The sequence below is a fragment of the Enterobacter vonholyi genome, assembly GCF_008364555.1.
GTDB classification, from domain to species: Bacteria; Pseudomonadota; Gammaproteobacteria; order Enterobacterales; family Enterobacteriaceae; genus Enterobacter; species Enterobacter vonholyi.
This window is the reverse complement of the sequence record NZ_VTUC01000006.1, coordinates 851,168-875,388: the sequence shown is the minus strand read 5'-3', so window position 1 is coordinate 875,388 and position 24,221 is coordinate 851,168. Positions and strand designations below refer to the sequence as shown.

26 protein-coding genes are annotated in these 24,221 nt (G+C 53.8%); 20 read left to right on the top strand and 6 right to left on the bottom strand.

Annotated features, from left to right (window positions below; genetic code table 11):
• The 13 genes from F0319_RS12920 to F0319_RS12850 all read left to right on the top strand — a co-directional run.
• Positions 1 to 681 (top strand): type VI secretion system Vgr family protein (locus F0319_RS12920; protein WP_274596038.1); only part of this gene is annotated, 681 nt, incomplete at its 5' end.
• A complete protein-coding gene (locus F0319_RS12915; RefSeq protein ID WP_240168095.1) occupies positions 674 to 1,171 on the top strand; it encodes a hypothetical protein in 498 nt (165 codons plus the stop codon). The genes F0319_RS12920 and F0319_RS12915, both read left to right, overlap by 8 nt.
• Before the next feature lie 75 nt (positions 1,172 to 1,246).
• Positions 1,247 to 1,801 (top strand): hypothetical protein, encoded by a 555-nt coding sequence (locus tag F0319_RS12910; RefSeq protein WP_240168094.1) that lies wholly within the window; start codon positions 1,247 to 1,249, stop codon positions 1,799 to 1,801.
• A gap of 3 nt (positions 1,802 to 1,804) precedes the next feature.
• Entirely contained in the window at positions 1,805 to 2,881 is a 1,077-nt protein-coding gene (locus tag F0319_RS12905; RefSeq protein ID WP_149367121.1) for a hypothetical protein, read from the top strand.
• 75 nt (positions 2,882 to 2,956) lie between these two features.
• Entirely contained in the window at positions 2,957 to 3,397 is a 441-nt protein-coding gene (locus F0319_RS12900) for a DcrB-related protein (RefSeq protein ID WP_149367120.1), read from the top strand.
• Positions 3,398 to 3,400: 3 nt separating this feature from the next.
• Entirely contained in the window at positions 3,401 to 7,879 is a 4,479-nt protein-coding gene (locus F0319_RS12895; protein ID WP_149367119.1) for an RHS repeat-associated core domain-containing protein, read from the top strand.
• Positions 7,880 to 8,256: 377 nt separating this feature from the next.
• Positions 8,257 to 8,466 (top strand): hypothetical protein, encoded by a 210-nt coding sequence (locus F0319_RS12885; protein ID WP_240168093.1) that lies wholly within the window; start codon positions 8,257 to 8,259, stop codon positions 8,464 to 8,466.
• Between the two features lie 575 nt (positions 8,467 to 9,041).
• Entirely contained in the window at positions 9,042 to 9,287 is a 246-nt protein-coding gene (locus F0319_RS12875; RefSeq protein WP_149367134.1) for a hypothetical protein, read from the top strand.
• A 203-nt stretch (positions 9,288 to 9,490) separates the two neighbouring features.
• The gene (locus F0319_RS12870; protein WP_240168092.1) at positions 9,491 to 9,916 is read left to right on the top strand and encodes a hypothetical protein; all 426 of its coding nucleotides are present in this window, start codon (positions 9,491 to 9,493) and stop codon (positions 9,914 to 9,916) included.
• Between the two features lie 26 nt (positions 9,917 to 9,942).
• Positions 9,943 to 10,419 (top strand): hypothetical protein, encoded by a 477-nt coding sequence (locus F0319_RS12865; RefSeq protein WP_149367117.1) that lies wholly within the window; start codon positions 9,943 to 9,945, stop codon positions 10,417 to 10,419.
• An 82-nt stretch (positions 10,420 to 10,501) separates the two neighbouring features.
• Positions 10,502 to 10,882, top strand: a complete 381-nt coding sequence (locus F0319_RS12860) for a hypothetical protein (RefSeq protein ID WP_149367116.1) — start codon at positions 10,502 to 10,504, stop codon at positions 10,880 to 10,882.
• A 16-nt stretch (positions 10,883 to 10,898) separates the two neighbouring features.
• Complete coding sequence (locus F0319_RS12855) at positions 10,899 to 11,264, top strand: hypothetical protein (protein ID WP_149367115.1); 366 nt, start codon at positions 10,899 to 10,901, stop codon at positions 11,262 to 11,264.
• Positions 11,265 to 11,363: 99 nt separating this feature from the next.
• Positions 11,364 to 11,657 (top strand): YciI family protein, encoded by a 294-nt coding sequence (locus F0319_RS12850; RefSeq protein WP_127731347.1) that lies wholly within the window; start codon positions 11,364 to 11,366, stop codon positions 11,655 to 11,657.
• 53 nt (positions 11,658 to 11,710) lie between these two features.
• Here F0319_RS12850 and ychF read toward each other — a convergent pair whose 3' ends face one another.
• The gene (ychF, locus tag F0319_RS12845) at positions 11,711 to 12,805 is read right to left on the bottom strand and encodes a redox-regulated ATPase YchF (protein ID WP_003856650.1); all 1,095 of its coding nucleotides are present in this window, start codon (positions 12,803 to 12,805) and stop codon (positions 11,711 to 11,713) included.
• Between the two features lie 126 nt (positions 12,806 to 12,931).
• Entirely contained in the window at positions 12,932 to 13,516 is a 585-nt protein-coding gene (gene pth / locus F0319_RS12840) for an aminoacyl-tRNA hydrolase (protein WP_149367114.1), read from the bottom strand.
• Between the two features lie 274 nt (positions 13,517 to 13,790).
• Between pth and ychH the strand changes: the two genes are divergently transcribed.
• Complete coding sequence (ychH, locus tag F0319_RS12835; protein WP_111965910.1) at positions 13,791 to 14,066, top strand: stress-induced protein YchH; 276 nt, start codon at positions 13,791 to 13,793, stop codon at positions 14,064 to 14,066.
• Between the two features lie 121 nt (positions 14,067 to 14,187).
• A complete protein-coding gene (locus F0319_RS12830; RefSeq protein WP_127731343.1) occupies positions 14,188 to 15,246 on the top strand; it encodes a MerR family transcriptional regulator in 1,059 nt (352 codons plus the stop codon).
• On the opposite strand, the gene dauA is transcribed toward F0319_RS12830, so the two are convergent.
• The 4 genes from dauA to lolB all read right to left on the bottom strand — a co-directional run bounded on the left by dauA (position 15,232) and on the right by lolB (position 19,586).
• Entirely contained in the window at positions 15,232 to 16,911 is a 1,680-nt protein-coding gene (gene dauA / locus F0319_RS12825) for a C4-dicarboxylic acid transporter DauA (RefSeq protein ID WP_149367113.1), read from the bottom strand. The genes F0319_RS12830 and dauA overlap by 15 nt on opposite strands.
• A 124-nt stretch (positions 16,912 to 17,035) precedes the next feature.
• Positions 17,036 to 17,983, bottom strand: coding sequence for a ribose-phosphate diphosphokinase (gene prs, locus F0319_RS12820; protein WP_003856663.1), 948 nt, complete (start codon positions 17,981 to 17,983; stop codon positions 17,036 to 17,038).
• 125 nt (positions 17,984 to 18,108) lie between these two features.
• Complete coding sequence (gene ispE, locus F0319_RS12815) at positions 18,109 to 18,978, bottom strand: 4-(cytidine 5'-diphospho)-2-C-methyl-D-erythritol kinase (protein ID WP_111965913.1); 870 nt, start codon at positions 18,976 to 18,978, stop codon at positions 18,109 to 18,111.
• Positions 18,975 to 19,586, bottom strand: a complete 612-nt coding sequence (lolB, locus tag F0319_RS12810) for a lipoprotein insertase outer membrane protein LolB (protein WP_047651182.1) — start codon at positions 19,584 to 19,586, stop codon at positions 18,975 to 18,977. The genes ispE and lolB overlap by 4 nt, the downstream gene beginning before the upstream one ends.
• A gap of 201 nt (positions 19,587 to 19,787) precedes the next feature.
• Between lolB and hemA the strand changes: the two genes are divergently transcribed.
• From hemA to sirB1, 5 genes are read left to right on the top strand one after another with little or no spacing between them, the layout of a single operon-like run.
• A complete protein-coding gene (hemA, locus tag F0319_RS12805) occupies positions 19,788 to 21,044 on the top strand; it encodes a glutamyl-tRNA reductase (protein ID WP_024907067.1) in 1,257 nt (418 codons plus the stop codon).
• Between the two features lie 41 nt (positions 21,045 to 21,085).
• Positions 21,086 to 22,168: a peptide chain release factor 1 gene (gene prfA / locus F0319_RS12800; RefSeq protein WP_021240360.1), complete on the top strand. Its 1,083-nt coding sequence runs from the start codon at positions 21,086 to 21,088 to the stop codon at positions 22,166 to 22,168.
• Positions 22,168 to 22,998 carry a peptide chain release factor N(5)-glutamine methyltransferase gene (gene prmC / locus F0319_RS12795; RefSeq protein ID WP_149367112.1) on the top strand — a complete coding sequence of 277 codons (831 nt, stop codon included), beginning with the start codon at positions 22,168 to 22,170 and terminating at the stop codon, positions 22,996 to 22,998. Before prfA ends, prmC begins: the two co-directional genes overlap by 1 nt.
• On the top strand, positions 22,995 to 23,387 hold the full coding sequence (sirB2, locus tag F0319_RS12790) for an invasion regulator SirB2 (protein WP_149367111.1): 393 nt from the start codon (positions 22,995 to 22,997) through the stop codon (positions 23,385 to 23,387). The genes prmC and sirB2 overlap by 4 nt, the downstream gene beginning before the upstream one ends.
• Positions 23,388 to 23,390: 3 nt before the next feature.
• The gene (gene sirB1 / locus F0319_RS12785; RefSeq protein WP_024907069.1) at positions 23,391 to 24,200 is read left to right on the top strand and encodes an invasion regulator SirB1; all 810 of its coding nucleotides are present in this window, start codon (positions 23,391 to 23,393) and stop codon (positions 24,198 to 24,200) included.
• The last annotated feature ends 21 nt before the right edge of the window (positions 24,201 to 24,221 follow it).

Below are 24,221 nucleotides of genomic sequence, written 5' to 3'. Positions count from 1 at the left end.
CAGGGCTACGGCGGGGTGCAGATCCCGCGCGTCGGCGACGAGGTGGTGGTGGACTTTATCAACGGCGATCCGGACCGGCCGATTATTACCGGTCGCGTGTACAACGACGCGAGCATGCCGCCGTGGGCGCTACCGGCTGCGGCGACGCAGATGGGCTTTATGAGCCGCACGAAAGACGGTTCCGTGGACAACGCCAACGCCCTGCGGTTTGAGGATAAAGCGGGCGCAGAGCAGGTGTGGATCCAGGCCGAGCGTAACATGGACACCAGCGTTAAAAATGATGAAACGCACAGCGTCGGCGGCGAGCGCAGCCATTACGTGAAGAAAAATGAACTGCATCGCGTGGAAGCGAATCAGACTCAGGCCGTGAAAGGTGGCACCGAGATCCTGACGGGGAAAGGCAAGCTGGATGCGGCGGTGGAGCAGTACGTCATTGCTTCCGGGACGAAGCTGCGGCTGGTCTCCGGTGAGAGTGCCATTGAGCTGAATGCTAACGGCAAGATTAACCTGATCGGTAAAGAATTTAACTTCTTCGTGGAAGGGGATGGGTATATCACCACTGGCGGTAAGCTGCATCTGAATACCTCTGGTACAAAACCGGGCACCACGGCACCGGGATCGGGGCATAAAGGGGATATTGATGCGGCGGTGCAGGCGAAATTTACGGCCAAAGATGAGTAAAGCAGGTGCGGTGCTTATCGCGTTACTAACGACGGGAATGGCTGGAGGAGAAGCACAGAAAAAGGATCTCTGGATGTTTATTTCCGGGATGAGTGCATCGCTTAAGACGTTATCCGTTACAACCCTTAGTAACGCGCCGTTATCGTTTAAGATGACCAGGCAAAATGAATATATCAATTTCTACAATGCCGACGATATCAAACTCGCTGATGGAACGAACATAACCGCAATTGGGTTACGTTTAAGCAAACAAAACGACGGCATGGCGCCTTTACTGAATTTTTCACCTTCCTCAGGTCAATGCATAACGCTTGATACCGTTAAAAAGCGCTATCCGCAGCTGAGGTTAACTGATTATCCGCGCGGCCGTTCGGAGAACGAAGTGACCAGCTATACAGCCCGAAAAGATATGAATGGACAAAAAGTGAGCTTCAGCTTCACCGTGAAAAATCCTCACTGTCTGGGGTCAGTCGTCATTAGCGCCGACTAAGAAATACTGCACTCATGTCCTGACGGTTTCTTCAGGGTGATAATGACCATACACATTTAATAAATGACGATTAACGTGAAAAAACATACGCCAATATTTCTTTGTTCGGTCCTGATGTTTAGCTGTCCTGGCAGCAATGTGGTTTTCGCTCAAGGTAAGCCATCCATTCTGACTAAACAGGATTTTTCAGTACAGATCAAAGACCTGCCTGTCGCCTTGGGCGACAGATGGACGCCTGATATTGCCCGTAAAATTGGCGTGCCGGTGGAAGGCAGTTTTACCGGTGAGGTTCCTTTTGATGGAGTCCAATATAAATTCTTCCAGCATCAAAGAGCTGGGTTAGAAATATTCAGTTCCAATCTCTGGTGGGATAAAGCTGAACGAAGCGTTGATGATTATATCGTGTCGCAGATTACGCTGACTGCCGTAGAATTCGCAACGCCGCGCGGTGTCCATGTGGGTTCAACGAGAAAGGAACTGAACAGCGCATACGGTACCGGTCAGGTCGAAAATGATGCCGGGGAGCAGTGGATTACCTACGAATTGGATAAAGAATTGCTCTCTTTTGAGATAAAAGGTGGCAACGTTATAAAAATAACGATGAATTACAAAAATGATTCTCAAGAATAATTTATGACCAAAAAATATCTGGCAGTCGCATTGTTCACGGCTTTATTGACAGGCGTCGTTGAAACGTCATCGGCACTTGAATTATCGCAATATAATAAGCTCGTTACGGTAGGTCGCATCCTTAACGACAGTGAAGTGACAGACAATCTCAGGACGCTGCTGGGAAATCACTACCAAACCTTTATTGATAACTTTGACGTCTTCGGCGAACCGCATACCACCACAGGTGGAGGATTGTTTGTTGAAGGCTGGCTAAAAGATCTTTATCTGGAGAACGCGTCAGCGCTGGTTATCAATCCTGACGGCAAAATCTTTGCGGCCTGGGTGGTTCCGGAGTCGGACGTAATCCATTACCAATCCTCTGATAATAGCCCGGGTATTAATGCCGATATTCAGCAATGGGCCACCAGGTTCAATACGATGCAGTTTGCAACGAACAGCCAGTCGAGACCTGCGTTTGACGGGGTTTGGGCAGGCGGAGCTGGCGACGACTCGACGTTAACCCTGCGGTTAGCTGAATCAGGCAACCGCATCACCGGGTCTTATTGCTATATATCCCGGAGAGGCAACCGCATAGATTGCCCGGAAAATGATGAGCGTAATCTTAGCGGTACCATCGCTGGCAATCGTGCCAGCGTAGCGTTTAACTCATCGTTTGGCGGCGCAGGCGGACGGGCTGTTCTGGAAATAAAGGGGAGTGAAATGGAATGGCGTCTGGTAACGCCTCCTCAAAAAGGAAATGATTATGCTCCACAGCGCTATACGTTACGTAAAGCCGCTTCGGTTCATCACGCTGAAACCAGAAAACTGGATACCGAAAAGTTCGCTATTTCTCTGAAAAACAGGTGCGGTCATTTTGAGAGCGAATGTGACGAGATGCTCTATCTCGGCGTGCGAAAAAGCGATAACAGTACGATCTCCTTAAAGGGAAAAACGTTGCACGACTCCGCAGGTAAAATAATCGGCTCAACGTACAAGAATGGCGAGGTCGCTTATACCGTGACGTACGCCCCCGTGAATCTGGTTGTCAGCAAAGGCAACCATGTTTTAGTCGAGCAGTCAGGCCAGTGGCTTAAATAACTATACAGCCAGCCAAAAGGCCAGCATGGATTGGCCTTCTTGTTTCTCTCAATATTAATCATCCCGAGTTCACTTATGAAATACACCCTCCAGGAAGGTTCATTTTCCCTTTTTCCTGCTGCCTGGCAGGATAACAGCATGAACATTATTCGCGATGACGAAAGCGGGCTGTCCGTGGTGGTCAGCCGCGGCGTGATTCCCGATGGCAGCGACTACGAACAAGAGTTTCACCGCCAGTGGGATGTACTGCGTCCTCAGATGGGTGAGATCGCCCAGAGCGAATTTAGGAACGTAAAGGCCGGGCCTGACGGCAACATTAACGGGCTGGAAGTTGAGACCACGTTTGACCGTAACGGGCAGCGCCTGTGGCAAAAACAGCTGGCCGTGCAGACGCCGGGCAAACCGGTATTGATGATTTTTACCCTCTCGGCACTCAGAGCCTTTATCGAAGAGGACGAGGTGCGCTGGAGCGCGCTTAAGCAGAGTCTGACGCTAAACGACAACCGGAATGTGTAAGGCATGAGCGATAACAACGCGGCCCGTAAGGGCGACGAGATTATTCACTCCAGCATTTTTGCTGATATCACCAGCATTGTGGCGGAAGGTGCCGCCTATGCGGTGATCGGTGCGGCAGTGGGGCTGGCGGCAACGGCTGCCGCGCCTCTACTCGGTGCGGGTGCTGCCGCCGCAGGCGTGGCGGCAATTGGATCCAGCTGTTTGTTAAGCGGGATTATCGGTGGCGTGTTGGCGAACGTGGCGGGTATTACCGACGATATCAGCAACGCCGCGGAAGGATTAGGCAATGCGCTTTTCCCGCCGTCACCTGCGGGTAAAATCACCACCGGTTCAAATAACGTTCTGACCAACGCAATCCCCGCCGCACGCGCGGCAGGCACGCTCACGCCCGCCGATACCCCGTCCCCTGAGCCGCAGTCGCCGGGCAGCTTTGCCGATTACGCGGGCATGCTGCTTTCCGCCGCCGGACAGTTTGGCAGCGAAATGTGGCAGCCGAGCGTGGCCTCAGCCGCCGCGGGAACCTCGCCGCTGGAAGAAGATAAGGTGGCGTGTGAAAAACACTCCGGGCCGCAGTATCTGGCGGAAGGCTCCAAAAGCGTCTTTATCAACGGGCAGCCCGCGGTGCGTGCGAAAGATCGCACCACCTGCGAAGGCACCGTTTCCGACGACGTCTCCCCGAACGTGATCATCGGCGGGGACACGCTTACGGTCCGCGATATCAAAAGCGGTAAAACGCCGGGTCTGGCGCTGGGGATGATTGCGCTCTCCCTGCTGCGCGGGCGTCCGGGCAAGATCCTGAAAAACATGCCCTGCGCGCTGGCGGCGGCCGGCGGCGGGATGCTGGCGGATATGGCGGTCAACGCCGTGTTTGGCTCCTCGCATCCGGTCCATGCCGCCACCGGCGTGAAGGTGCTGAACGACGACGACGAGCTCGACTTCTCGCTGCCGGGGCGCTTCCCGCTTCGCTGGCAGCGCAGCTACAACAGCCTGACCACCCGCGAAGGGCTGTTCGGCCTGGGCTGGGCAACGACCTTTGACAGCTATCTCTCGCTGGAAGATAACAATGCCACCTGGTTCGACGAAACCGGGCGCGAGCTGAGCTTTGAACTGCCGCCTGTCGACCGGGCATTTTACAGCATCAGCGAAGGCATCATTATCCGCCGCAATGAGAACGGCGACGTGGCGATTGCCGACGATGACGGCGCGGTGTGGCGTCTGTATAAACCGACCCGGGCGAATCCGTCCATACTGCGCCTGGCCTCCCTCAGCGACGAATACGGCAACGCGCTGCTTACGGAGTGGGACGAGCACGGCAGGCTGACTGGTATTCACGACGAGCCGCGGGCAATCGACGTTACCCTGCGCTATGACGATGAACGTTTCCCGCAGCGCGTGACCGCAGCCAGCCATTTCGACGGCAACCAGACCTGGCCGCTGATGCAGTGGGGCTACGACGCGCGCGGCCAGCTGGCGAGCGCGACGGATGCCTCAGGCGTGGTGACGCGTGAATACCGCTACAACGACCACGGCCTGATGGTCTGGCACCGGATGCCGGGCGGTCTGGAGAGCGAATACCGGTGGCAAAAATTCGACCACTGGCGCGTGGTGGAAAACCGTACCAGCACCGGCGACGGGTGCCGCTTTAGCTACGATTTAGCCGCCGGGCTGACGACCGTCGAGCACTACGACGGTCAGACGCGCCGTCACTACTGGAACGCGCAAAATCTAATCGTTCGCTACGTTGACGAGCGCGGTGAAAACTGGCGCTACGAGTGGAATGATAACGAGCTTCTCACGCGTCGCATCGATCCGCTCGGCAACGCCGTCACCTTCGTCTACGACGAGATGGGCAACCGGGTGCAGGAGACCGATGCCGACGGCAACACCCGCACCACCACCTGGCTGGAGCACCGCGCGCTTCCTGCGGCCATTATTGAAGCCGACGGCAGCGCCACCCGGTTCTGGTACGACGAACATCACGGGCTCAAGCGCGTGGTAGACCCGATGGGGCAGACGACGCAGCTGCGCCGGGACGAGTTCGGTCAGGTCGTTGAAGAGGTCGATGCCGCCGGAAACAGCCGCTACCAGGAGTACAACGAGGCCGGGCAGATCGTATGTTCGACCGACTGTTCCGGGCGTATTACCCGCTATCGCTATCATCCGCTGGGCTGGCTGGTGGCTGAGACTGGCGCCGACGGGGAAGAGACGCGCTACCGCTACGACGCCGCAGGGCGTCCGGTGCAGCTCGATCGCCCGGAAGGCTGGACGGAATCGCTCAAATGGAACGAACGCGGTCTGCCGGTGAAGCACGCGGGCGCCGACGGGAAAGAGAGCGAGTTCAGATACGACGAGGCGGGGCGCTTAACCGCCACCCGTAATACGCAGGGGGAAGAGGTGCGCCGCCGCTGGGACAGCCGCGGGCGTCTGATTGCCCTGGAAAACGAGAACGGCGAAGCGTATCAGTTTCGCTGGGGGCCAGATTCGCTGCTGCTGGAAGAGGTGGGGCTCGATGGCGTGGCCTCGCAGTATCGCTATGATGCCTGCGGGCGCACGATTGCGCGCACCTTTGCCGCCGGTCATCCGGAGGCCATCACCCACGCCTTCGCCTGGAGCGCGAGCGGCCAGCTGGTCGCCCGCACCACGCCGGAAGGCCAGACCCGCTATCACTACACGCCGTCCGGGCTATTAAGCCGGATTGGGCTGCATCCTGCACTTGCAGCCGACGTGTGGACCACCGAGGCAGAGCAGGAGCTTGCCTTTGAGTATGACGCGCTTGGGCGCGTGACGCGCGAAGCGGGCGAGCACGGCGAGCTGGCGTGGGAGTATGACGCGCTGGGCAACCGCACCTCCGTCACGCTGCCCGATGGCCGCGAGCTGAAGCAGTTCTACTACGGCAGCGGGCATCTGCTCAGCATTGCGCTCGATAAGCTGTCGGTCTCCGACTTTACCCGCGACGAACTTCACCGCGAGACCAGCCGCACCCAGGGGCTGCTGACCACCCGCAGCGAATACGATCGTCTTGGCCGACTGCATCGCCGGGACGTCTTTACCGGCAATGCCCAGCGTCCGTCGCCGCGCCGCTGGTCCCGCCGCTGGGATTACGACTACCGCAATAACCTGGTGCGTGAAGAGCGGGACGATAACCCCTTCAGCTGGTACCGCTGGCAGTACGACAGCGCCGGGCGTCTGCTCGTTCAGGACGGCTCGCTGCCCGGACAGGAGCAGTGGCGCTGGGATGCTGCCGGTAACCCGCTCGAAGGATCTGTTGAGAAGGTCACGCACAACCGCCTGACGCAGCTGAACGGCATTCGCTGGCGCTATGACATCCACGGCCGCACCATAGAGAAGGATAACGGCCAGACCCGCTGGCACTACCGCTACGACGGTGAACACCGCCTGACGGAGGTCATCAGCCAGCCGCGGGATCGCAACAAACCGCAGACGCAGGTCAGCTTCCGCTACGATCCGCTCGGGCGACGCATCAGTAAAACGCGACGCCAGATGCTGGGCGGACAGCCAACGGGCAAGCCGGTCACCACCTGGTTTGTCTGGGAAGGGTTCCGTCTGCTGCAGGAGCTGCACGGGGATGTGCCGCTCACCTACGTCTACAGCGACCAGGACAGCTACGACCCTCTGGCGCGTATTGACGGTGTCGAAGCGCCGGAGATTTTCTGGTTCCACTGCCAGCCCAACGGCACGCCGGAGCGGATGACGGATGTCGAAGGGCAGGTGCGCTGGGAAGGGGTCAACAGCGCCTGGGGCAAGCTGCTGCGGGAAAGCGAGACGCAGGTATCAGGATATTCCCAGAACCTGCGCATGCAGGGGCAATACCTGGACCGTGAGACAGGGCTGCACTACAATCTGTTCCGGTATTACGACCCGGACTGCGGAAGGTTTACGCAGCAGGACCCGATAGGGCTGGCGGGGGGGATAAACCTTTACCAGTATGCGCCGAATGCGCTGGGGTGGGTGGATCCGTGGGGGTTGAGCCGTGAGTGTAGCGGTAAAACGAAACCTGATTTCTACGTTGGTCCAGCGGGGCCAAGCGCTACAATGCCTTCTACAGCCTATCGCTATATGAGGTATCTTGAGGATGACGGTACTATTAATGCATGGGTGCCTAAAACATTTGAATCCAAATCCGCACCAGTCACTTATTTTGGTTTTGATAAATTAGACTCCGGCCGCACAGTAAGAGATGCATTCCAGATCAAAGGAGCAGATAAATTGAATCCACTTGATCCTTTGGATAAATCATGGAGTGATGGACGTCTTAGAGCTGAGTTTGATACGCTTCAATTATATGAAAATGGTGTTCCGCAAGTGCGAACCCCGAGAATGTTCGGCGATAGACCAGGAGCGCCACTTGAACCGTTTACTAAGGCATACCCTGAATACGGCCAAGGTAATGTTCAACAGCTGCATGCTGAAAATAGAGTTATTAATTTCGACAAGATTGATATTCTGCCAGAGGAACCATGATAAATTTACAATCTTATAATGAAGTGTTAGATTTCCTGGAGCTGTTTTTTCAAAAATATATTCTTGATTCTAATTGTTTGCAGGATATGCAATCTATTTTAGATGATTGTCGAAAAGAAAAAATGGTGGCTATTCGAGCTATAGACTCATGTTTTATGGAATATAGGCGAAAGACTCAAGATTATAGAGTCCCTACTCATGAGGAACAGGAGGTATGGAAACAGTTGTTCAATATATGGCAGTAAAATATTAAATAAAAATGGCTGGGTGGGTTTTTACTTAATATCCCGTATTATTTTGCTAAGGTTATGCTATTACCATCGGTGTCAGGAGGTAATCTGTTTTTTTCGAATGTGTTATTAAAATTCAGGAGTAAAATGAATGACAGTGGAAAAGTTACGAAAGAATCTTTTTTTTTTAATAAAAAATACGTTCGGGAAAGTCAACGGGAAGCATTTTATGATGACATATCAAAGCCTGATGTGCCAGTGAAAGGTATTTTAGCTGACTTTAATAAAGTCAAAACAAGAACCGTTGATGAAGCGGATGGAGATTTGATACGTGATATTTACTTTTATTTTTGCTAACTAATAGTTATACGGGGAATTGATTTTTTCAGGTTGTTTATTATGTTTGTTTTTTTAGTTTTTTTATGGGAGGTGAGTAGGTTGATGCATGGGGAAGGGTAAATGACTCTTGAGTCGTCCCAATCCTTACCCTCCCCTATGAGGGACATTAGAAATATATTAATTACAGATTTTATTTTATATATCACGCATTATGCTGATTTCCTTGTTTTAACTTTATTCAAAACCTGTTCGCCGCTGATGATAATTCGTTCGAAGGGCGATTGAGAAAATTACCCATAACCGCCTGCTGCAGGAGGTGCACGGGGACGTGCCGATGACCTAAGTATACTGCGACCAGACAGTGATGACCCGTTGGCACATGCTGACGACGTTAATGCCCCAGAGATCTTCTGGTTCCACTGCCAGCCCAACGGCACGCCAGAGCGGATAATGGATATCGAAGGGCAGAAGCGCTGGGAAGGGGCGAACGGAGCCTGCGTAAGCTACTGCTGGAAAGCGAGACGCAGATATCCGAGTATCTCCAGAATTGGATGTGCCAAACAAACCAGTGTATGAAATCAGGGATGCCTATCATGAATTACGATTCATATAATGAAGTACTTGATTATATGAGGTTTTTTTTCAACGAAAGAGTGGATTCATCAATTTATTTAGAAAAACTAATGACTTTGATTGAAGGATCTCGCACTGAAAAAACGGTGATAATAAGAGCAATTTATGAAACGTACATGCAGTATGTAAAACAAAGTAGTGATGGCATAAAAATTAACGCTGAGGAAAAAGAAATGTGGATTGACTTATTGCACCATTGGCAATAAGACTTTATTGTTATGCGGGTGTCATTGTAAATGGTTATAATAAATATAATTTGTACGCGGAAAATGCTCCTCATATGGATGTTCTCATGTTGAGTCGATTATATTATTAAGAACTTGTCAGACAATAAAAAGTCAATCAGGACAAAATGATTGAATAAAAATTTAAACCGATTACAGGTGAACTAAATCTTGATGATCTGCCTTTGGAAATTGATACTGAAGAAGGCTTTTGTAAGTGTGATTTATACCGCGAATTAGTAAAGCACAAAGCCGTTAAGAAAACCATGCCAAATCACTACCTTGTTGACTCAGCAGTGTTTTCCGATAAAGAATTTCAAGTTACTATACGCCCAGTGTGCTATGGTTTTCCTTTTATGCTTCATCTTGTTGATAAAAACAGTCAATACTATAAAGCATTAAATGATTGGAATGCTCGAACTAATATTCACATACTAATTGAATCAGTAAAAAGTTTGTCTGATTGGCTGAAAGAATCACTAAACCTGGACACGCCTGATACCATGGAAACAGACATCATTAGGTGGAACTTTGCGTGGGGGCGGGTTTCAGTCTCATATGAGACAAAGTCGTTTAATCATGGGATATATATAGTTTGGAATATAACGTAGTCACTTCCAGACAAGGTGGTTTAGATATGTTAGAAATGAAACTTGATGTTCATACTGGATTTGTAGCAATTAACAACTACCCAATCGAATTAAAAGATGTTGATACTTTTAAAAATTCCGCATTTTACAAGTTCTTCTCGCCATTGACTAAAATAGGTCCTTTTTATTTCGCTATCGATAATATTAAATGGAAAGATCAAGTTTTCATTTTGGAACTGAGGCCCTCAGCATTTTCTTTTACTCCATCAATATTCCTTACTAGTAAGGATGGAAATTTTTATAAAACGCTAGAGGATTGGGATAAAAGGGCTAGTCTGAGTAATTTATCGGATGAGCAGCAACGCTTGACAGCCTGGGTTGAGAGTGAAATAACCTCAAAGCCTAAACTTAAAATTACAACCCCCCCATATGGAATTCAATGGGAGCATGAATGGGGAAGTATTGTTGTACAGTCTAATGAAAAAAGCTTCGATTGTGGTATTTATATTGAATGGAATGTTTGATTAAACAATGTTATTAATTAATAAAACCCCTCATTTTCTTCTCGCCTTACTTTTTTATTAATAAAGTTAAAATCTAAAAAAAATGAAAATAACTAATCGACTGAAAAATAAGATATTAGTCCTCGATGGCATTGATAATGACTTTATAGATTATGGCGCAAAAATAGCATGCCCTGAATGCGAGGGTGTAATAGTCTATTCCATCGTAAACTCATATGAGTTTGACTCGCTCTCTGAAGAGGTAAAATACTTTTTGGTTAAGAAAATGAGAGGAGTGAAGCTTGTTAGCGATCATAATGAATTTAGCTATGATGAAAGCCAATTACATGTTTCGAAAAAAGCATGTTCAAATTGTTTAAAAGAATTTTCTACTGTATTAACGTATAAAGAAGTGCAGCCAGCCCGATACCGGGTATATCTTGTGGGGCTTTTTGAAGGTAATTTGAAACAGATCAAACTTTAAACGTTGAGGTTTACCAATGATTAAAAATCTCATTTTTTTTAAAGAAAATGACCTGGTTCAATGGGCGCGTGGTGCAAGTAACATACTGGTTAGTATGCCGTTTTTAGACTATGCAATGGTCGACTCAACTCGCCAGTTAGTCTTTACGTTAAGCGAGCCAAAGCCATTACCAACCGTTTTGACCATCTTCAATGCGCAGGGCGAAAAACTATTTTGGTCTGCACCTCCTGAAGGCGCATTTTTCTATTACTTAACTTTCAACCTGTCAAAGGAAGTGGTTGTGGTCTGTAGCTATGCGGAAAAGCAAAACGGCTGGCATGAGTGGTTTTATTCCTGGGATATGAAGCGTAATGCTTTGTCTCAATTGGGCCCAGCGTATTAACATCAAAAGCGCCAAAAAACGATAACAATAACCGGTAGCCAAAGGGGGCCGAATAAGCAGTTCCAACAAGCGGTTTAAAACAGAGCTAAGAGGCAAAGGATGAGTACGGTTTACATTGTCATATTGACCTATATCAAACCCCTTGAAGAGGTTGACGCAGCGATACCTGCTCATGTGGAGTGGCTAAAAAAGGGGTATGCAGAGGGGATTTTCCTGGCGTCCGGTAGACGGATCCCAAGAAATGGCGGTGTCATTCTCGCTAAGTGCGAGAGTCTTACCTCTCTTGAAGAGTGCTTACGCGAGGATCCTTTTCAGACGTTAAAGCTTGCGACTGTTGAAATCATTCCCTTTGAACCCAGCATGAAAACAGAACTCCTGGAAAATGTGTTTTAACCCCGCAATAAAAATCCACGCCAAAGCGTGGATTTTTTTTCATTCAAAACCAATCAAACGTTAAACAGGAAGTTCATCACATCGCCATCTTTAACGATGTAATCTTTCCCTTCCGCACGCATCTTGCCTGCTTCTTTCGCGCCTTGCTCACCTTTGTAGGTGATAAAGTCTTCAAACGCGATAGTCTGCGCGCGAATAAAGCCTTTCTCGAAGTCGGTGTGGATCTTACCGGCCGCCTGAGGCGCAGTCGCACCCACAGGGATGGTCCAGGCACGCACTTCCTTCACGCCAGCGGTGAAGTAGGTCTGCAGGTTCAGCAGCTCATAGCCTGCGCGGATCACGCGGTTCAGGCCCGGCTCTTCCAGACCCAGTTCGGCCATGAATTCTTCACGGTCGGCATCGTCCAGCTCGGCGATGTCGGATTCAACGGCAGCGCACACGGCAACAACCACAGAACCTTCCGCCGCGGCGATTTCACGCACTTTGTCGAGGTAAGGGTTGTTCTCGAAACCGTCTTCGTTAACGTTGGCGATGTACATGGTTGGCTTCAGGGTCAGGAAGCTCAGGTATTTGATCGCCGCTTTGTCTTCGTCAGTCAGGTTTTTCAGCGCGCGCAGCATGCCGGCGTTTTCCAGCTGTGGCAGACATTTTTCCAGCGCAGCCAGTTCCGCTTTCGCGTCCTTGTCGCCGCCTTTAGCTTTCTTCTGCACGCGGTGAATCGCGCGTTCGCAGGTGTCGAGGTCAGAGAGCGCCAGCTCGGTGTTGATAACGTCGATGTCGTCAGCCGGATCCACTTTGTTGTTTACGTGGATGATGTTGTCGTTCTCGAAGCAGCGCACAACGTGGCCGATCGCTTCGGTTTCACGGATGTTGGTCAGGAACTGGTTGCCCAGGCCTTCACCTTTAGATGCGCCTTTTACCAGGCCCGCGATGTCCACGAATTCCATAGTGGTTGGCAGAATGCGCTGCGGCTTCACGATTTCCGCGAGCTGGTCCAGACGCGGGTCCGGCATTGGCACAACGCCGGTGTTAGGTTCGATGGTACAGAACGGGAAGTTCGCCGCTTCGATACCCGCTTTGGTAAGCGCGTTAAACAGGGTGGATTTGCCCACGTTTGGCAGACCGACGATACCGCATTTGAATCCCATTTCTAAATCACCTTAATATCTTGATAATCAATCCGTTAGTCATAACCGATTGTTGAAAAGTAAATAACTACGCCTATTATACACGTAACCCGCATGACGCGCGGTAAAAAAGCCTTATCGGGCGGATTATTGCGCTTTAAAAGCGTGCAAGCGGTTTGTCGCTTTGGTTAAGCCGTCTTGCAGCCAGATTTCAGTGCAGCGCGCCGCTTCGTCTACCGCTTCGTCAATCAGTTTCTGCTCGGAAACCGGCGGCTTACCGAGCACGAAACCGACAACTTTGTTTTTATCGCCCGGATGGCCGATTCCCACGCGCAAACGGTGGAAATTCGGGTTATTGCCCAGCTTGCTGATGATGTCTTTAAGACCGTTGTGGCCGCCGTGGCCGCCGCCCAGCTTGAATTTCGCCACGCCAGGGGAGAGATCCAGCTCATCGTGGGCGACCAGAATTTCATCCGGATTGATGCGATAAAACGTTGCCATCGCCGCAACGGCTTTACCGCTCAGGTTCATAAACGTGGTGGGTACCAGCAGGCGAACGTCCGCGCCTGCAAGGTTGATACGTGAGGTATACCCGAAGAATTTAGGTTCTTCACGCAGGGGCGCACGTAACCGCTCGGCCAGCAGATCGACGTACCATGCACCGGCATTATGGCGGGTAGCCGCATATTCTGCGCCCGGGTTGGCGAGGCCGACAATCAGTTTAATCGTCACGATTCAATTCCTAATGGGTTCCAGATCTGGCGCGTAGTTTACTGTCTGGCGCGCCGCTTGACAAAATTCTGCGATCGTCGCAGCGAAATACGAATAATTACTTGTTTGAACAATTAGAATTTCAAGCTGTTCAAAGTCTTATTTGTAAACTTTTGTTTGGGAGTTATCTGTAATTGTGATCATTCACGCAACTCATAAAAGGGGCGTTGTCTATACTTTACACACAAGGATTAGGGGCTTTTCCCCTGACAACCCAAAGTTCCGGAGGTGACACATGAAACGCAAAAACGCTTCGTTACTCGGTAACGTGCTGATGGGGTTGGGGCTATTCGTGATGGTAGGCGGCGTGGGTTATTCCATTTTGAACCAGTTGCCGCAGCTTGATCTCCCGCAATACTTCGCCCATGGCGCGATACTGAGCATCTTCCTCGGTGCGGTATTGTGGCTCGCCGGGGCGCGCATGAGCGGACATGAGGAAGTGTGCGATAAATACTGGTGGGTGCGCCACTACGACAAACGCTGTCGTCGCGACCAGCATAAGCACAGCTAGTGCTGCGATAAAGAACACCGAAACGGCTCCCGAGGGAGTCGTTTTTTTTTGCACCAGGGGTTGACCCTCACGTAACGTAAGGCTCCAGAGTGGCGCCACTGGCAAAGAAAAAGGAGCAGTTATGTTGATTCAGGTGGGTGAGCTGGCGAAACGTGCCGGGATCACCGTGCGGACATTGCACCACTATGAGCAAACAGGGTTGTTGCTGCCTTCTGCCAGAAGCGCGGCAGGTTACCGGCTTTACAACCTGGCGGATGTCCAGCGTCTGCACATGATCCAGGCGCTGGCAAAAGCGGGGCTGGAACTTGCTGAAATCAGGGATTTCCTGGAGCAGGAGTCGCTGTCGTTAACTGAGTTACTCGATGCGCAAATCACGCTGCTGGATAAACAGCTGCGCAGCATACATACGCTGCGCGACCGGCTGGTGGAGCTGCGAGCCGGGCTTCTCGACGATGCGACGCCTGATCTGGAATCCTGGCTACAGACTCTGGAGTTAATGAATATGTACGATCGCTGGTTTAGCAAAGAAGAGTTACAGCAGCTGCCGTTTGCGGTGCAGAAGGATGCGCTGGCGGCTATCTGGTCAGGGCTGGTTGCAGAGGCCAACACGCTGCTGGAGCAGCGCATACCCGCTACGGACGCGCGGGCGATGGATCTGGCGACGCGCTGGATGGAGCGCCTGGAGCAGGACACGGCGGGCAAGCCGGAGTTTCTCACCCGGCTGAACGAGATGCACAGCGTTGAACCGCAGATGCAGGCGCAGACCGGCATCACGCCGGAGATGACCGATTACATCACGCGGGCGTTTGCCGAGTCGAAGCTGATTATCTGGGAGAAATATCTTTCTGCCGAGGAGATGGCCTTTACCCGGAAGCACTATTTTGACCGCATGATGGAGTGGCCGCCGCTGGTGGCGAAACTGCATCAGGCGCAGCGGGAAAATACCGATCCTGCCTCGGAGGAGGCGCAAAAGCTAGCTGAAAACTGGCTGGCATTGTTCCAGTCTTACGCGGGCACCAGCCCGGAAACTCAGCAAAAGTTTCGCGCTGCCATGCAGCAGGAGCCGCACCTGATGAAAGGAACCTGGATGACGCCTGCCGTGCTTGCATGGCTCCAGCAGGCGATCGGAGTGATGATGCAGAGACGTTTCTCTGCATCAGATAACTCACATATCCGCTAGCGCGGCTTCACGGTTAGGATAGAAGGAGAGTCGGCCAGGGATAGGCTGCACGCCCGCGCGCGCCATGGTGCGCAGAGGTTGGAATTCCAGGTTACTCACCCGCAGCTCGCAGCCTTCCGGCAGACGTGTCACAAAGCGCTGGAAGGCATCCAGGCCGCCTGCATCCAGCACCGGTACGGCATCCCATTTCAGCACCACAACCCGTTTGCCCGCGATGCGGGACTCCAGATCGCTGAACAGACCTTCCGCCGCGGCGAAGAACAGCGGGCCAATCACGCGCAGCACCAGCACATCGTCAGGCACCTCGACGTTTACCGGGGAAAGGCGCGTCATCTGCGCGATACGGCGCATAAACAGCAGGGAAGCCAGCACGATCCCGACGCTGATGGCGATAACCATATCGAACAGCACGGTCAGCGACATGCAGATCAGCATCACGATGATGTCGTCTTTCGGCGCGCGACGCAGCAGGTTCACGACCTTATGCGCCTCGCTCATGTTCCAGGCCACCATCAGCAGCAGGGCGGCCATGGCGGAAAGCGGTAGCCAGGAGAGCAGCGGGGCAAGGATCAGCAGGGCAAGGATCACCAGCACGGAGTGGATAACCGCCGAAACGGGTGACGTTGCACCCGCGCGCACGTTGGCCGCAGAGCGGGCGATGGCTGCCGTTGCGGTAATACCGCCAAAGAACGGCGCGACGAGGTTCCCCAATCCCTGACCGACCAGTTCGCTGTTAGCTTTGTGCTTGGTGCCGGTCATGCCGTCCAGAACGACGGCGCAGAGCAGGGATTCAATCGCTCCCAGCATCGCCATCGAGAACGCGGCGGGAAGCAGGGCGCGCAGGGAATCCCAGCTTAGGGTAAAGCTGGAGCCGGGCATGTCCCACGGCAGCACCAGCTGCGGTAACAGTTGTGGAATACCACTACCCTGTGAGCCGTCTGCCAGAACATAGTGGAACTGCGAGCCGATAGTCGCGACATGACCACCGAACATATTGACGATGGCCATCACCGCGCAGCCCAGCAGCAGCGCGGGCAGGTGACCCGGCAGACGGATACCCAGACGAGGCCAGACGATCAGCGTGCCCAGCGTCACAATCCCAATGGCGGCGTCGCCCAGGTTCGCAGTTGGCAGCGCCATAAACAGTGCCCCCACTTTTTGCAGGTAGTGCTCCGGTACGTGGGGCATCTGCAGGCCGAGGAAATCCTTGATCTGCATGGTTCCGATGGTGATACCAATCCCAGAGGTGAACCCCAGCGTCACGGAAAGGGGAATGTACTCAATCAGGCGACCAAAGCGTGCCACGCCAAACAGAATCAAAAAGACGCCGGACATCAGGGTGGCGACCAGCAGGCCTGCCAGACCAAACTGTTGCGAAACGGGGTAGAGGATCACCACAAAGGCGGCAGTCGGGCCGGAGACGCTGAAGCGCGAGCCGCCCGTCAGGGCAATGACGATCCCGGCAACGGCCGAGGTGTACAGACCGTACTGCGGCGCAACGCCGCTGCCAATTGCCAGCGCCATCGCCAGCGGGATGGCAATAATACCGACGGTGATCCCGGCAATCAGGTCACGGACAAAGCGTGACGAGGTGTACTTCTCTTTCCAGCAGGCGTCGATGAGGGCGCGAAAGGGCAGAACATGTGAGGAGGCTACGTTTTTCACAATTATCTATCATCCGTATGCGCATCATCTGTCATGTGAATGGCAGGTGAAGGAGGCATTAATCATACAAATAAAACCCGGAGACAAAAAAACCCGCCGCAGCGGGTTTTTAGGCCGTGTTCGATTAGTGTTCGAACATTGCAGAGATGGATTCTTCGTTGCTGATACGACGAATCGCTTCGGCCAGCATCCCGGACAGGGTCAGGGTACGCACGTTTGGCAGTGCCTTGATCTCGTCGCTCAGTGGGATGGTATCGCATACTACAACTTCGTCAATGACGGAGTTGCGCAGGTTGTTTACGGCATTACCGGAGAAGATCGGGTGAGTGGCGTACGCGAACACGCGCTTGGCACCACGCTCTTTCAGCGCTTCAGCCGCTTTACACAGCGTACCGCCGGTATCGATCATGTCGTCGACCAGCACGCAGTCGCGGCCAGCCACGTCACCGATGATGTGCATCACCTGAGAAACGTTAGCGCGCGGACGACGTTTGTCGATGATCGCCATGTCGGTATCATTCAGCAGCTTAGCGATAGCACGGGCACGTACCACGCCGCCGATGTCCGGAGAAACCACGATTGGGTTATCCAGGTTCAGCTGCAGCATGTCTTCCAGCAGGATTGGGCTGCCGAATACGTTATCAACCGGGACGTCGAAGAAGCCCTGGATCTGCTCAGCGTGCAGGTCAACGGTCAGTACGCGGTCAACGCCGACGCTTGACAGGAAGTCAGCGACAACTTTAGCGGTAATTGGCACACGCGCGGAACGGACGCGACGGTCCTGACGTGCATAGCCGAAGTAAGGGATTACAGCAGTGATACGGCCTGCGGAAGCGCGACGCAGAGCGTCGACCATAACAACCAGTTCCATCAGGTTGTCGTTCGTTGGAGCACAGGTGGACTGGATGATGAAAATATCACCACCGCGTACATTTTCGTTAATTTGTACGCTGACTTCGCCGTCGCTAAAGCGACCTACGGCGGCGTCGCCGAGGGAAGTGTACAGGCGGTTGGCAATACGTTGTGCTAGTTCCGGGGTGGCGTTACCAGCAAAAAGCTTCATATCAGGCACGAGAAGAACCTCAGGCATGCGTCCAGTGGTGGATAGCGTTCGCCGTAAACTGTGCGGGCCAGGCAAAGGCTATCCAGGCGGTGTATTAAAGAGCGCGATGCAACGTCTGGAACAGGGTGACGTTGTCACCGAAACTCAGTCTGCGCCAGAATGGCCTGCTGTAGGGGGGAGGTGTTCATCCCACGTGCTACAAAACCATGCAGCCAAACCGGCGCTTGCTCAAGCACCTGACGAGCGGCGGATTCGGTGTCAAATTCAGCAAAGACACAGGCTCCTGTACCAGTCAGGCGCGACGGCGCGTATTCTAACAGCCAGGAAAGCACCGCATCAACCTCGCGAAAACGTTTTCTTGCGATATCCTCGCAATCGTTGCTGAATTCACAATTTAATAACGTTTCTATTGACCGAACCGGGGTATTCCTTTTCAGGTCAGGATCTTTAAAGATGACCGGGGTCGGAATGCTTACGCCAGGATGGGCAACCAGGTACCATTTTTCCGGCGGTTCTACAGGGGAGAGGATTTCCCCCACGCCTTCGGCAAAAGCCGCATGACCGCGCACAAATACCGGGACATCAGCCCCCAGCGTCAAGCCCAGTGCTGCCAGTTCATCCTTCGACAGCCCGCAGCCCCAGAGATGGTTCAGCGCAACCAGCACGGTTGCAGCGTTGGATGAGCCACCGCCCAGACCGCCGCCCATCGGCAGCCGCTTCTCGATACGGATTTCCGCGCCGCTTCCCGCGGGTAGACGGCCCGATTCCGCTGCGGCTTTCATCAGCAGACGCGCGGCGCGCACGATCAGGTTCTCCTCATGCGCCACGCCCTCGACCGGGGTCAGGAGGCAAATCTGCCCGTCCTGGCGCTGTTCAATGGAGATCGTGTCGCCATAGTCAATAAACTGAAACAGCGTCTGCAGCGTGTGATAGCCGTCAGCGCGCTGGCCGGTAATGTATAAAAACAGGTTTAGCTTCGCCGGAGAGGGCCAGTGGGTCATCATTTAACGATCCAGTTGTCCATTTTCAGCTTGATGCGCTGGCTTCCCTGAGTCAGTTCCATATTCGATGGCAGCGACGGTTTACTCTTACTGTCATAGGCGCTGTACACCACTTTCCAGGTTTTGCCGTTCTGGGTGTAGTTCACCTGGCTCAGACGGTACTGGTCGTCCAGGGTGTAGTCGGTGGCGTCACCCGGCAGGCCCAGGATCCACTGGCGCAGACTGTTGAGCGGGATAGGCATCCCGGTCAGCTTGCCAATCATTTCTTCGGCATCGGTCGCGGTATAGTGCTGGCCTTTGTTATCGGTGATCTGCGCTTCGCCCGGTTTGGCGATAAGCTCCAGTTCGGTGCTGCCCAGCGGGTTCAGCAGCAGAAGGCGGTAGTTGTCCTGCCCCGTCTGCTGCCAGAAGAAGCGGGCATAAACCTTTTGCTCGTCAGAAAGATAAGCGAAGGCACCGCGGGTTTGGTACTGGTTCAAATTACGGACGTCCTGCTGGTGCTGACGCCACTGAGGCGAGTCAGGGCTTTTGCCCGGGCCTTTTGGTTGGGTGACGGTACAGGCGGTCAGAACCAGTGCTGCCAGCGGCAGCAGGCGAATCAGTCGGGTCATAATGAGGACAAATCCTTGAGATACGTTGCAGTTATGACTGTTAATGCTAGCGTCGAAGGGGGCTACCGTCTACGTTCAAATTATCTCAAAGCGCTGTGTAACCTATTACTCCGAAAGGGGGCTGTCTCTTTTATTGATCTCGCGCATCCTGTATGATGCGTTCTGCTAACCTTATTAACGCTGGTACTACTCCCGCTCAACATGACCCTATTAGCACTCGGTATCAACCACAAAACAGCCCCGGTTTCGCTGCGAGAACGCGTAACGTTTTCGCCGGATACGCTTGACCTGGCGCTGGACAGCCTGCTTGCACAGCCGATGGTGCAGGGTGGCGTGGTGCTCTCGACGTGCAACCGTACCGAGCTCTATTTAAGCGTGGAAGAGCAGGACAACCTGCACGAAGCGCTGATCCGCTGGCTATGCGACTACCACAATCTCAACGAAGACGAGCTGCGTAACAGCCTGTATTGGCATCAGGACAACGATGCCGTCAGCCATCTGATGCGCGTGGCCAGCGGTCTGGATTCGCTGGTGCTGGGCGAGCCGCAAATTCTCGGTCAGGTGAAAAAAGCGTTTGCCGACTCACAAAAAGGGCATCTGAAGGCCAGCGAGCTGGAGCGCATGTTCCAGAAGTCGTTCTCCGTGGCGAAGCGTGTACGAACCGAAACCGACATTGGTGCCAGTGCGGTTTCTGTTGCTTTCGCGGCCTGCACCCTTGCACGCCAAATCTTTGAATCCCTTTCTACCGTCACCGTGATGCTGGTGGGCGCGGGCGAAACCATCGAACTTGTGGCGCGCCATCTGCGCGAGCATAAAGTGAAAAAGATGATCATCGCTAACCGCACCCGCGAACGCGCGCAGGTGCTGGCGGATGAAGTGGGGGCAGAGGTGGTTGCCCTGAGCGACATCGATGAACGCCTGAAAGAGGCGGACATTATCATCAGCTCTACCGCCAGCCCGCTGCCGATTATCGGAAAAGGGATGGTGGAGCGTGCGCTGAAGTCCCGTCGTAATCAGCCGATGCTGCTGGTGGATATCGCCGTCCCGCGCGATGTAGAGCCGGAAGTGGGCAAGCTGCCTAACGCCTACCTCTACAGCGTGGATGACCTGCAAAGCATCATTTCGCACAACCTCGCGCAGCGTAAAGCGGCGGCGGTTCAGGCGGAAACCATCGTTGAGCAGGAAACCAGTGAGTTTATGGCCTGGCTGCGCGCGCAAAGCGTCAGCGAGACCATCCGCGAGTATCGCGGACAGGCGGAGCAGGTGCGTGACGACCTGACTGCCAAAGCGTTAGCGGCCCTTGAACAGGGTGGTGACGCGCACGCAATTATGCAGGATCTGGCGTGGAAACTGACCAACCGCCTTATCCATGCACCAACCAAATCTCTTCAGCAGGCCGCCCGTGACGGGGATGATGAACGCCTGACTATTCTGCGCAACAGCCTCGGGCTGGAATAGCGCCCTATACCCATTTTCTAAGACAAGGTGCACTTACGCCTATGAAGCCTTCTATCGTCGCTAAACTGGAAGCTCTGCACGAGCGCCATGAAGAAGTACAGGCGCTGCTCGGGGATGCCGGGACCATTGCGGACCAGGAACGTTTTCGCGCCCTTTCACGTGAATACGCGCAGTTAAGTGATGTTTCTAAATGCTTTACCGACTGGCGGCAGGTTCAGGAAGATATCGAAACCGCGCAGATGATGCTCGACGATCCTGAAATGCGCGAGATGGCGCAGGAAGAGCTGCAGGATGCGAAAGCGCGTTCTGAAGAGATGGAGCAGCAGCTTCAGGTGCTTCTGCTGCCGAAAGATCCGGACGATGAGCGTAACGCCTTTGTGGAAGTTCGCGCCGGTACCGGCGGTGACGAAGCGGCGCTGTTTGCCGGGGATCTGTTCCGTATGTACAGCCGCTACGCCGAGTCGCGTCGCTGGCGCGTGGAGATCATGAGCGCCAACGAAGGCGAACACGGTGGCTATAAAGAGGTTATCGCCAAGATCAGCGGCGACGGCGTGTATGGACGTCTCAAGTTTGAATCCGGCGGTCACCGCGTGCAGCGCGTACCGGCCACTGAATCTCAGGGCCGCATTCACACCTCCGCCTGCACGGTGGCGGTGATGCCGGAGCTGCCGGAAGCGGAACTGCCGGACATCAATCCGGCGGACCTGCGTATTGATACTTTCCGCTCCTCTGGCGCGGGCGGTCAGCACGTTAACACCACCGATTCCGCTATTCGTATTACCCACCTGCCAACCGGTATAGTTGTCGAATGTCAGGACGAGCGTTCCCAGCATAAAAACAAAGCCAAAGCGTTGTCGGTGCTGGGCGCGCGTATCCACGCGGCCGAAATGGCGAAACGCCAGCAGGCGGAAGCATCCACGCGTCGTAACCTGCTGGGCAGCGGCGATCGCAGCGACCGAAACCGCACCTACAACTTCCCGCAGGGGCGCGTAACCGACCACCGCATCAACCTGACGCTGTACCGTCTGGACGAGGTGATGGAAGGCAAGCTGGACATGCTGATTGAGCCTATCGTGCAGGAATACCAGGCCGACCAGCTGGCGGCACTGTCCGAGCAGGAATAATGGATTTTCAGCGCTGGTTACGTGAGGCTGCCGGTGAGCTTTCCGAAAGTGAAAGCCCTAAACGCGATGCCGAAATTTTGCTTGAGCATGTGACGGGTAAAGCCCGCACGTACCTGCTGGCCTTCGGCGAAACTGAACTGACCGCGGAACAGGAAGCACAGCTCGCCGCGCTGCTTGCCCGCCGTAAAACCGGCGAGCCGGTGGCGCACCTTGTCGGCGAGCGCGAGTTCTGGTCGTTACCGCTGTACGTTTCGGCGGCAACGCTGATCCCGCGTCCGGACACCGAGTGTCTGGTTGAGCAGGCGCTGGCGCGTTTACCTGCGGAGGCCTGCAGCATTCTCGATCTCGGTACCGGTACCGGGGCCATCGCGCTGGCGCTCGCCAGCGAGCGGCCGGACTGCACCGTTACGGCGGTGGACGTGATGCCTGATGCGGTCACGCTGGCGCAGCGTAACGTGGAACGAATCGGGCTCAGTAACGTGACGGTGCTGCAAAGCAGCTGGTTTGCCGCGCTTGAGAATCGTTCATTTGCGATGATTGTCAGCAATCCTCCCTACATCGACGAACATGATCCGCACCTTGCGCAGGGAGATGTTCGCTTTGAACCGCTCACGGCGCTGGTTGCTGCCAACGCGGGATTAGCCGATCTTGATCACATTGTGACAACGTCACGACAACATTTACTTCCCGGTGGCTGGCTGCTGGTGGAGCATGGCTGGACGCAGGGGGAAGCCGTGCGAGCGCTGTTTATGCAAGCAGGCTACGCCGCTGTCGAAACCTGCCGCGACTACGGCGGCAACGAGCGCCTGACGCTGGGGCAGTGGTTATGAGCCTTTTTACCGTACTTATTACCGTCCACTTGATTTCCGTTGCGCTGACCATCACCTTTTTCATCGTCCGTTACTGGTGGCGCTACAGCAACAATCCGCTGATGGATGCCCGCTGGGTGCGTATCGCGCCACACTGTATTGACACGGTGTTGCTCCTTTCCGGTGCCGGGCTTATGTGGAAGACCGGCTATCTGCCATTTACTGATAAAGACGCATGGCTGACTGAAAAGCTGTTTGGCGTTATCATCTACATCGTTTTGGGTTTTATCGCGCTTGGGCGTCGTCGTCCGCGCAGCCAGCAGGTCGGGTTTATCGCCTTTCTGCTGGGTCTGGTGGTGCTGTACATCATCATTAAACTCGCCACCACAAGAATACCGTTACTGGGGTAAGTCATGAGGTCCTTAGCCGATTTCGAATTTAATAAAGTGCCGCTTTGCGATGGCATGATCCTGATTTCAGAGATGATTCGCGACGATTTTACGTCGCAGTTTGTCTACGATGAGCTGGAGAATCTGGTCAGCCTGGCGCGTGAAGAGATTAATCAGGCGCGACCGCAAGACTGGCAATTAGAGAAGCTGCTTGAGCTTTTCTACGGCGAATGGGGTTTCTGCGACACGCGGGGCGTGTATCGCCTGTCTGACGCATTATGGCTGGACCAGGTCTTAAAAAATCGTCAGGGCAGCGCCGTGGCGCTGGGTTCTATTTTGCTGTGGGTCGCGCACCGTCTGGATATTCCGCTGGTCCCGGTCATTTTCCCGACGCAGATGATCCTGCGTGCTGAGTGGCTGGACGGCGAAATGTGGCTCATTAATCCTTTCAACGGCGACACGCTGGATGAACATACGCTGGACGTATGGCTGAAAGGCAATATTAGCCCGGTGGCTGAACTCTTCAACGAAGATCTCGACGAGGCGGATAACGCAGAGGTCATTCGTAAGCTGCTGGACACGCTAAAGTCCGCGTTAATGGAAGAGCGTCAGATGGAGCTGGCGTTGCGCGCCAGTGAAGTACTGCTGCAGTTCAACCCGGAAGATCCGTACGAAATCCGCGACCGAGGGCTGATTTATGCCCAGCTCGACTGCGAGCACGTGGCGCTGAACGATCTGAGCTATTTCGTCGAGCAGTGCCCGGAAGACCCTATTAGCGAAATGATTCGTGCGCAGATCAACGCGATCTCGCACAAACAAATTACACTGCATTAATCTTAATTCCGATTCATACCT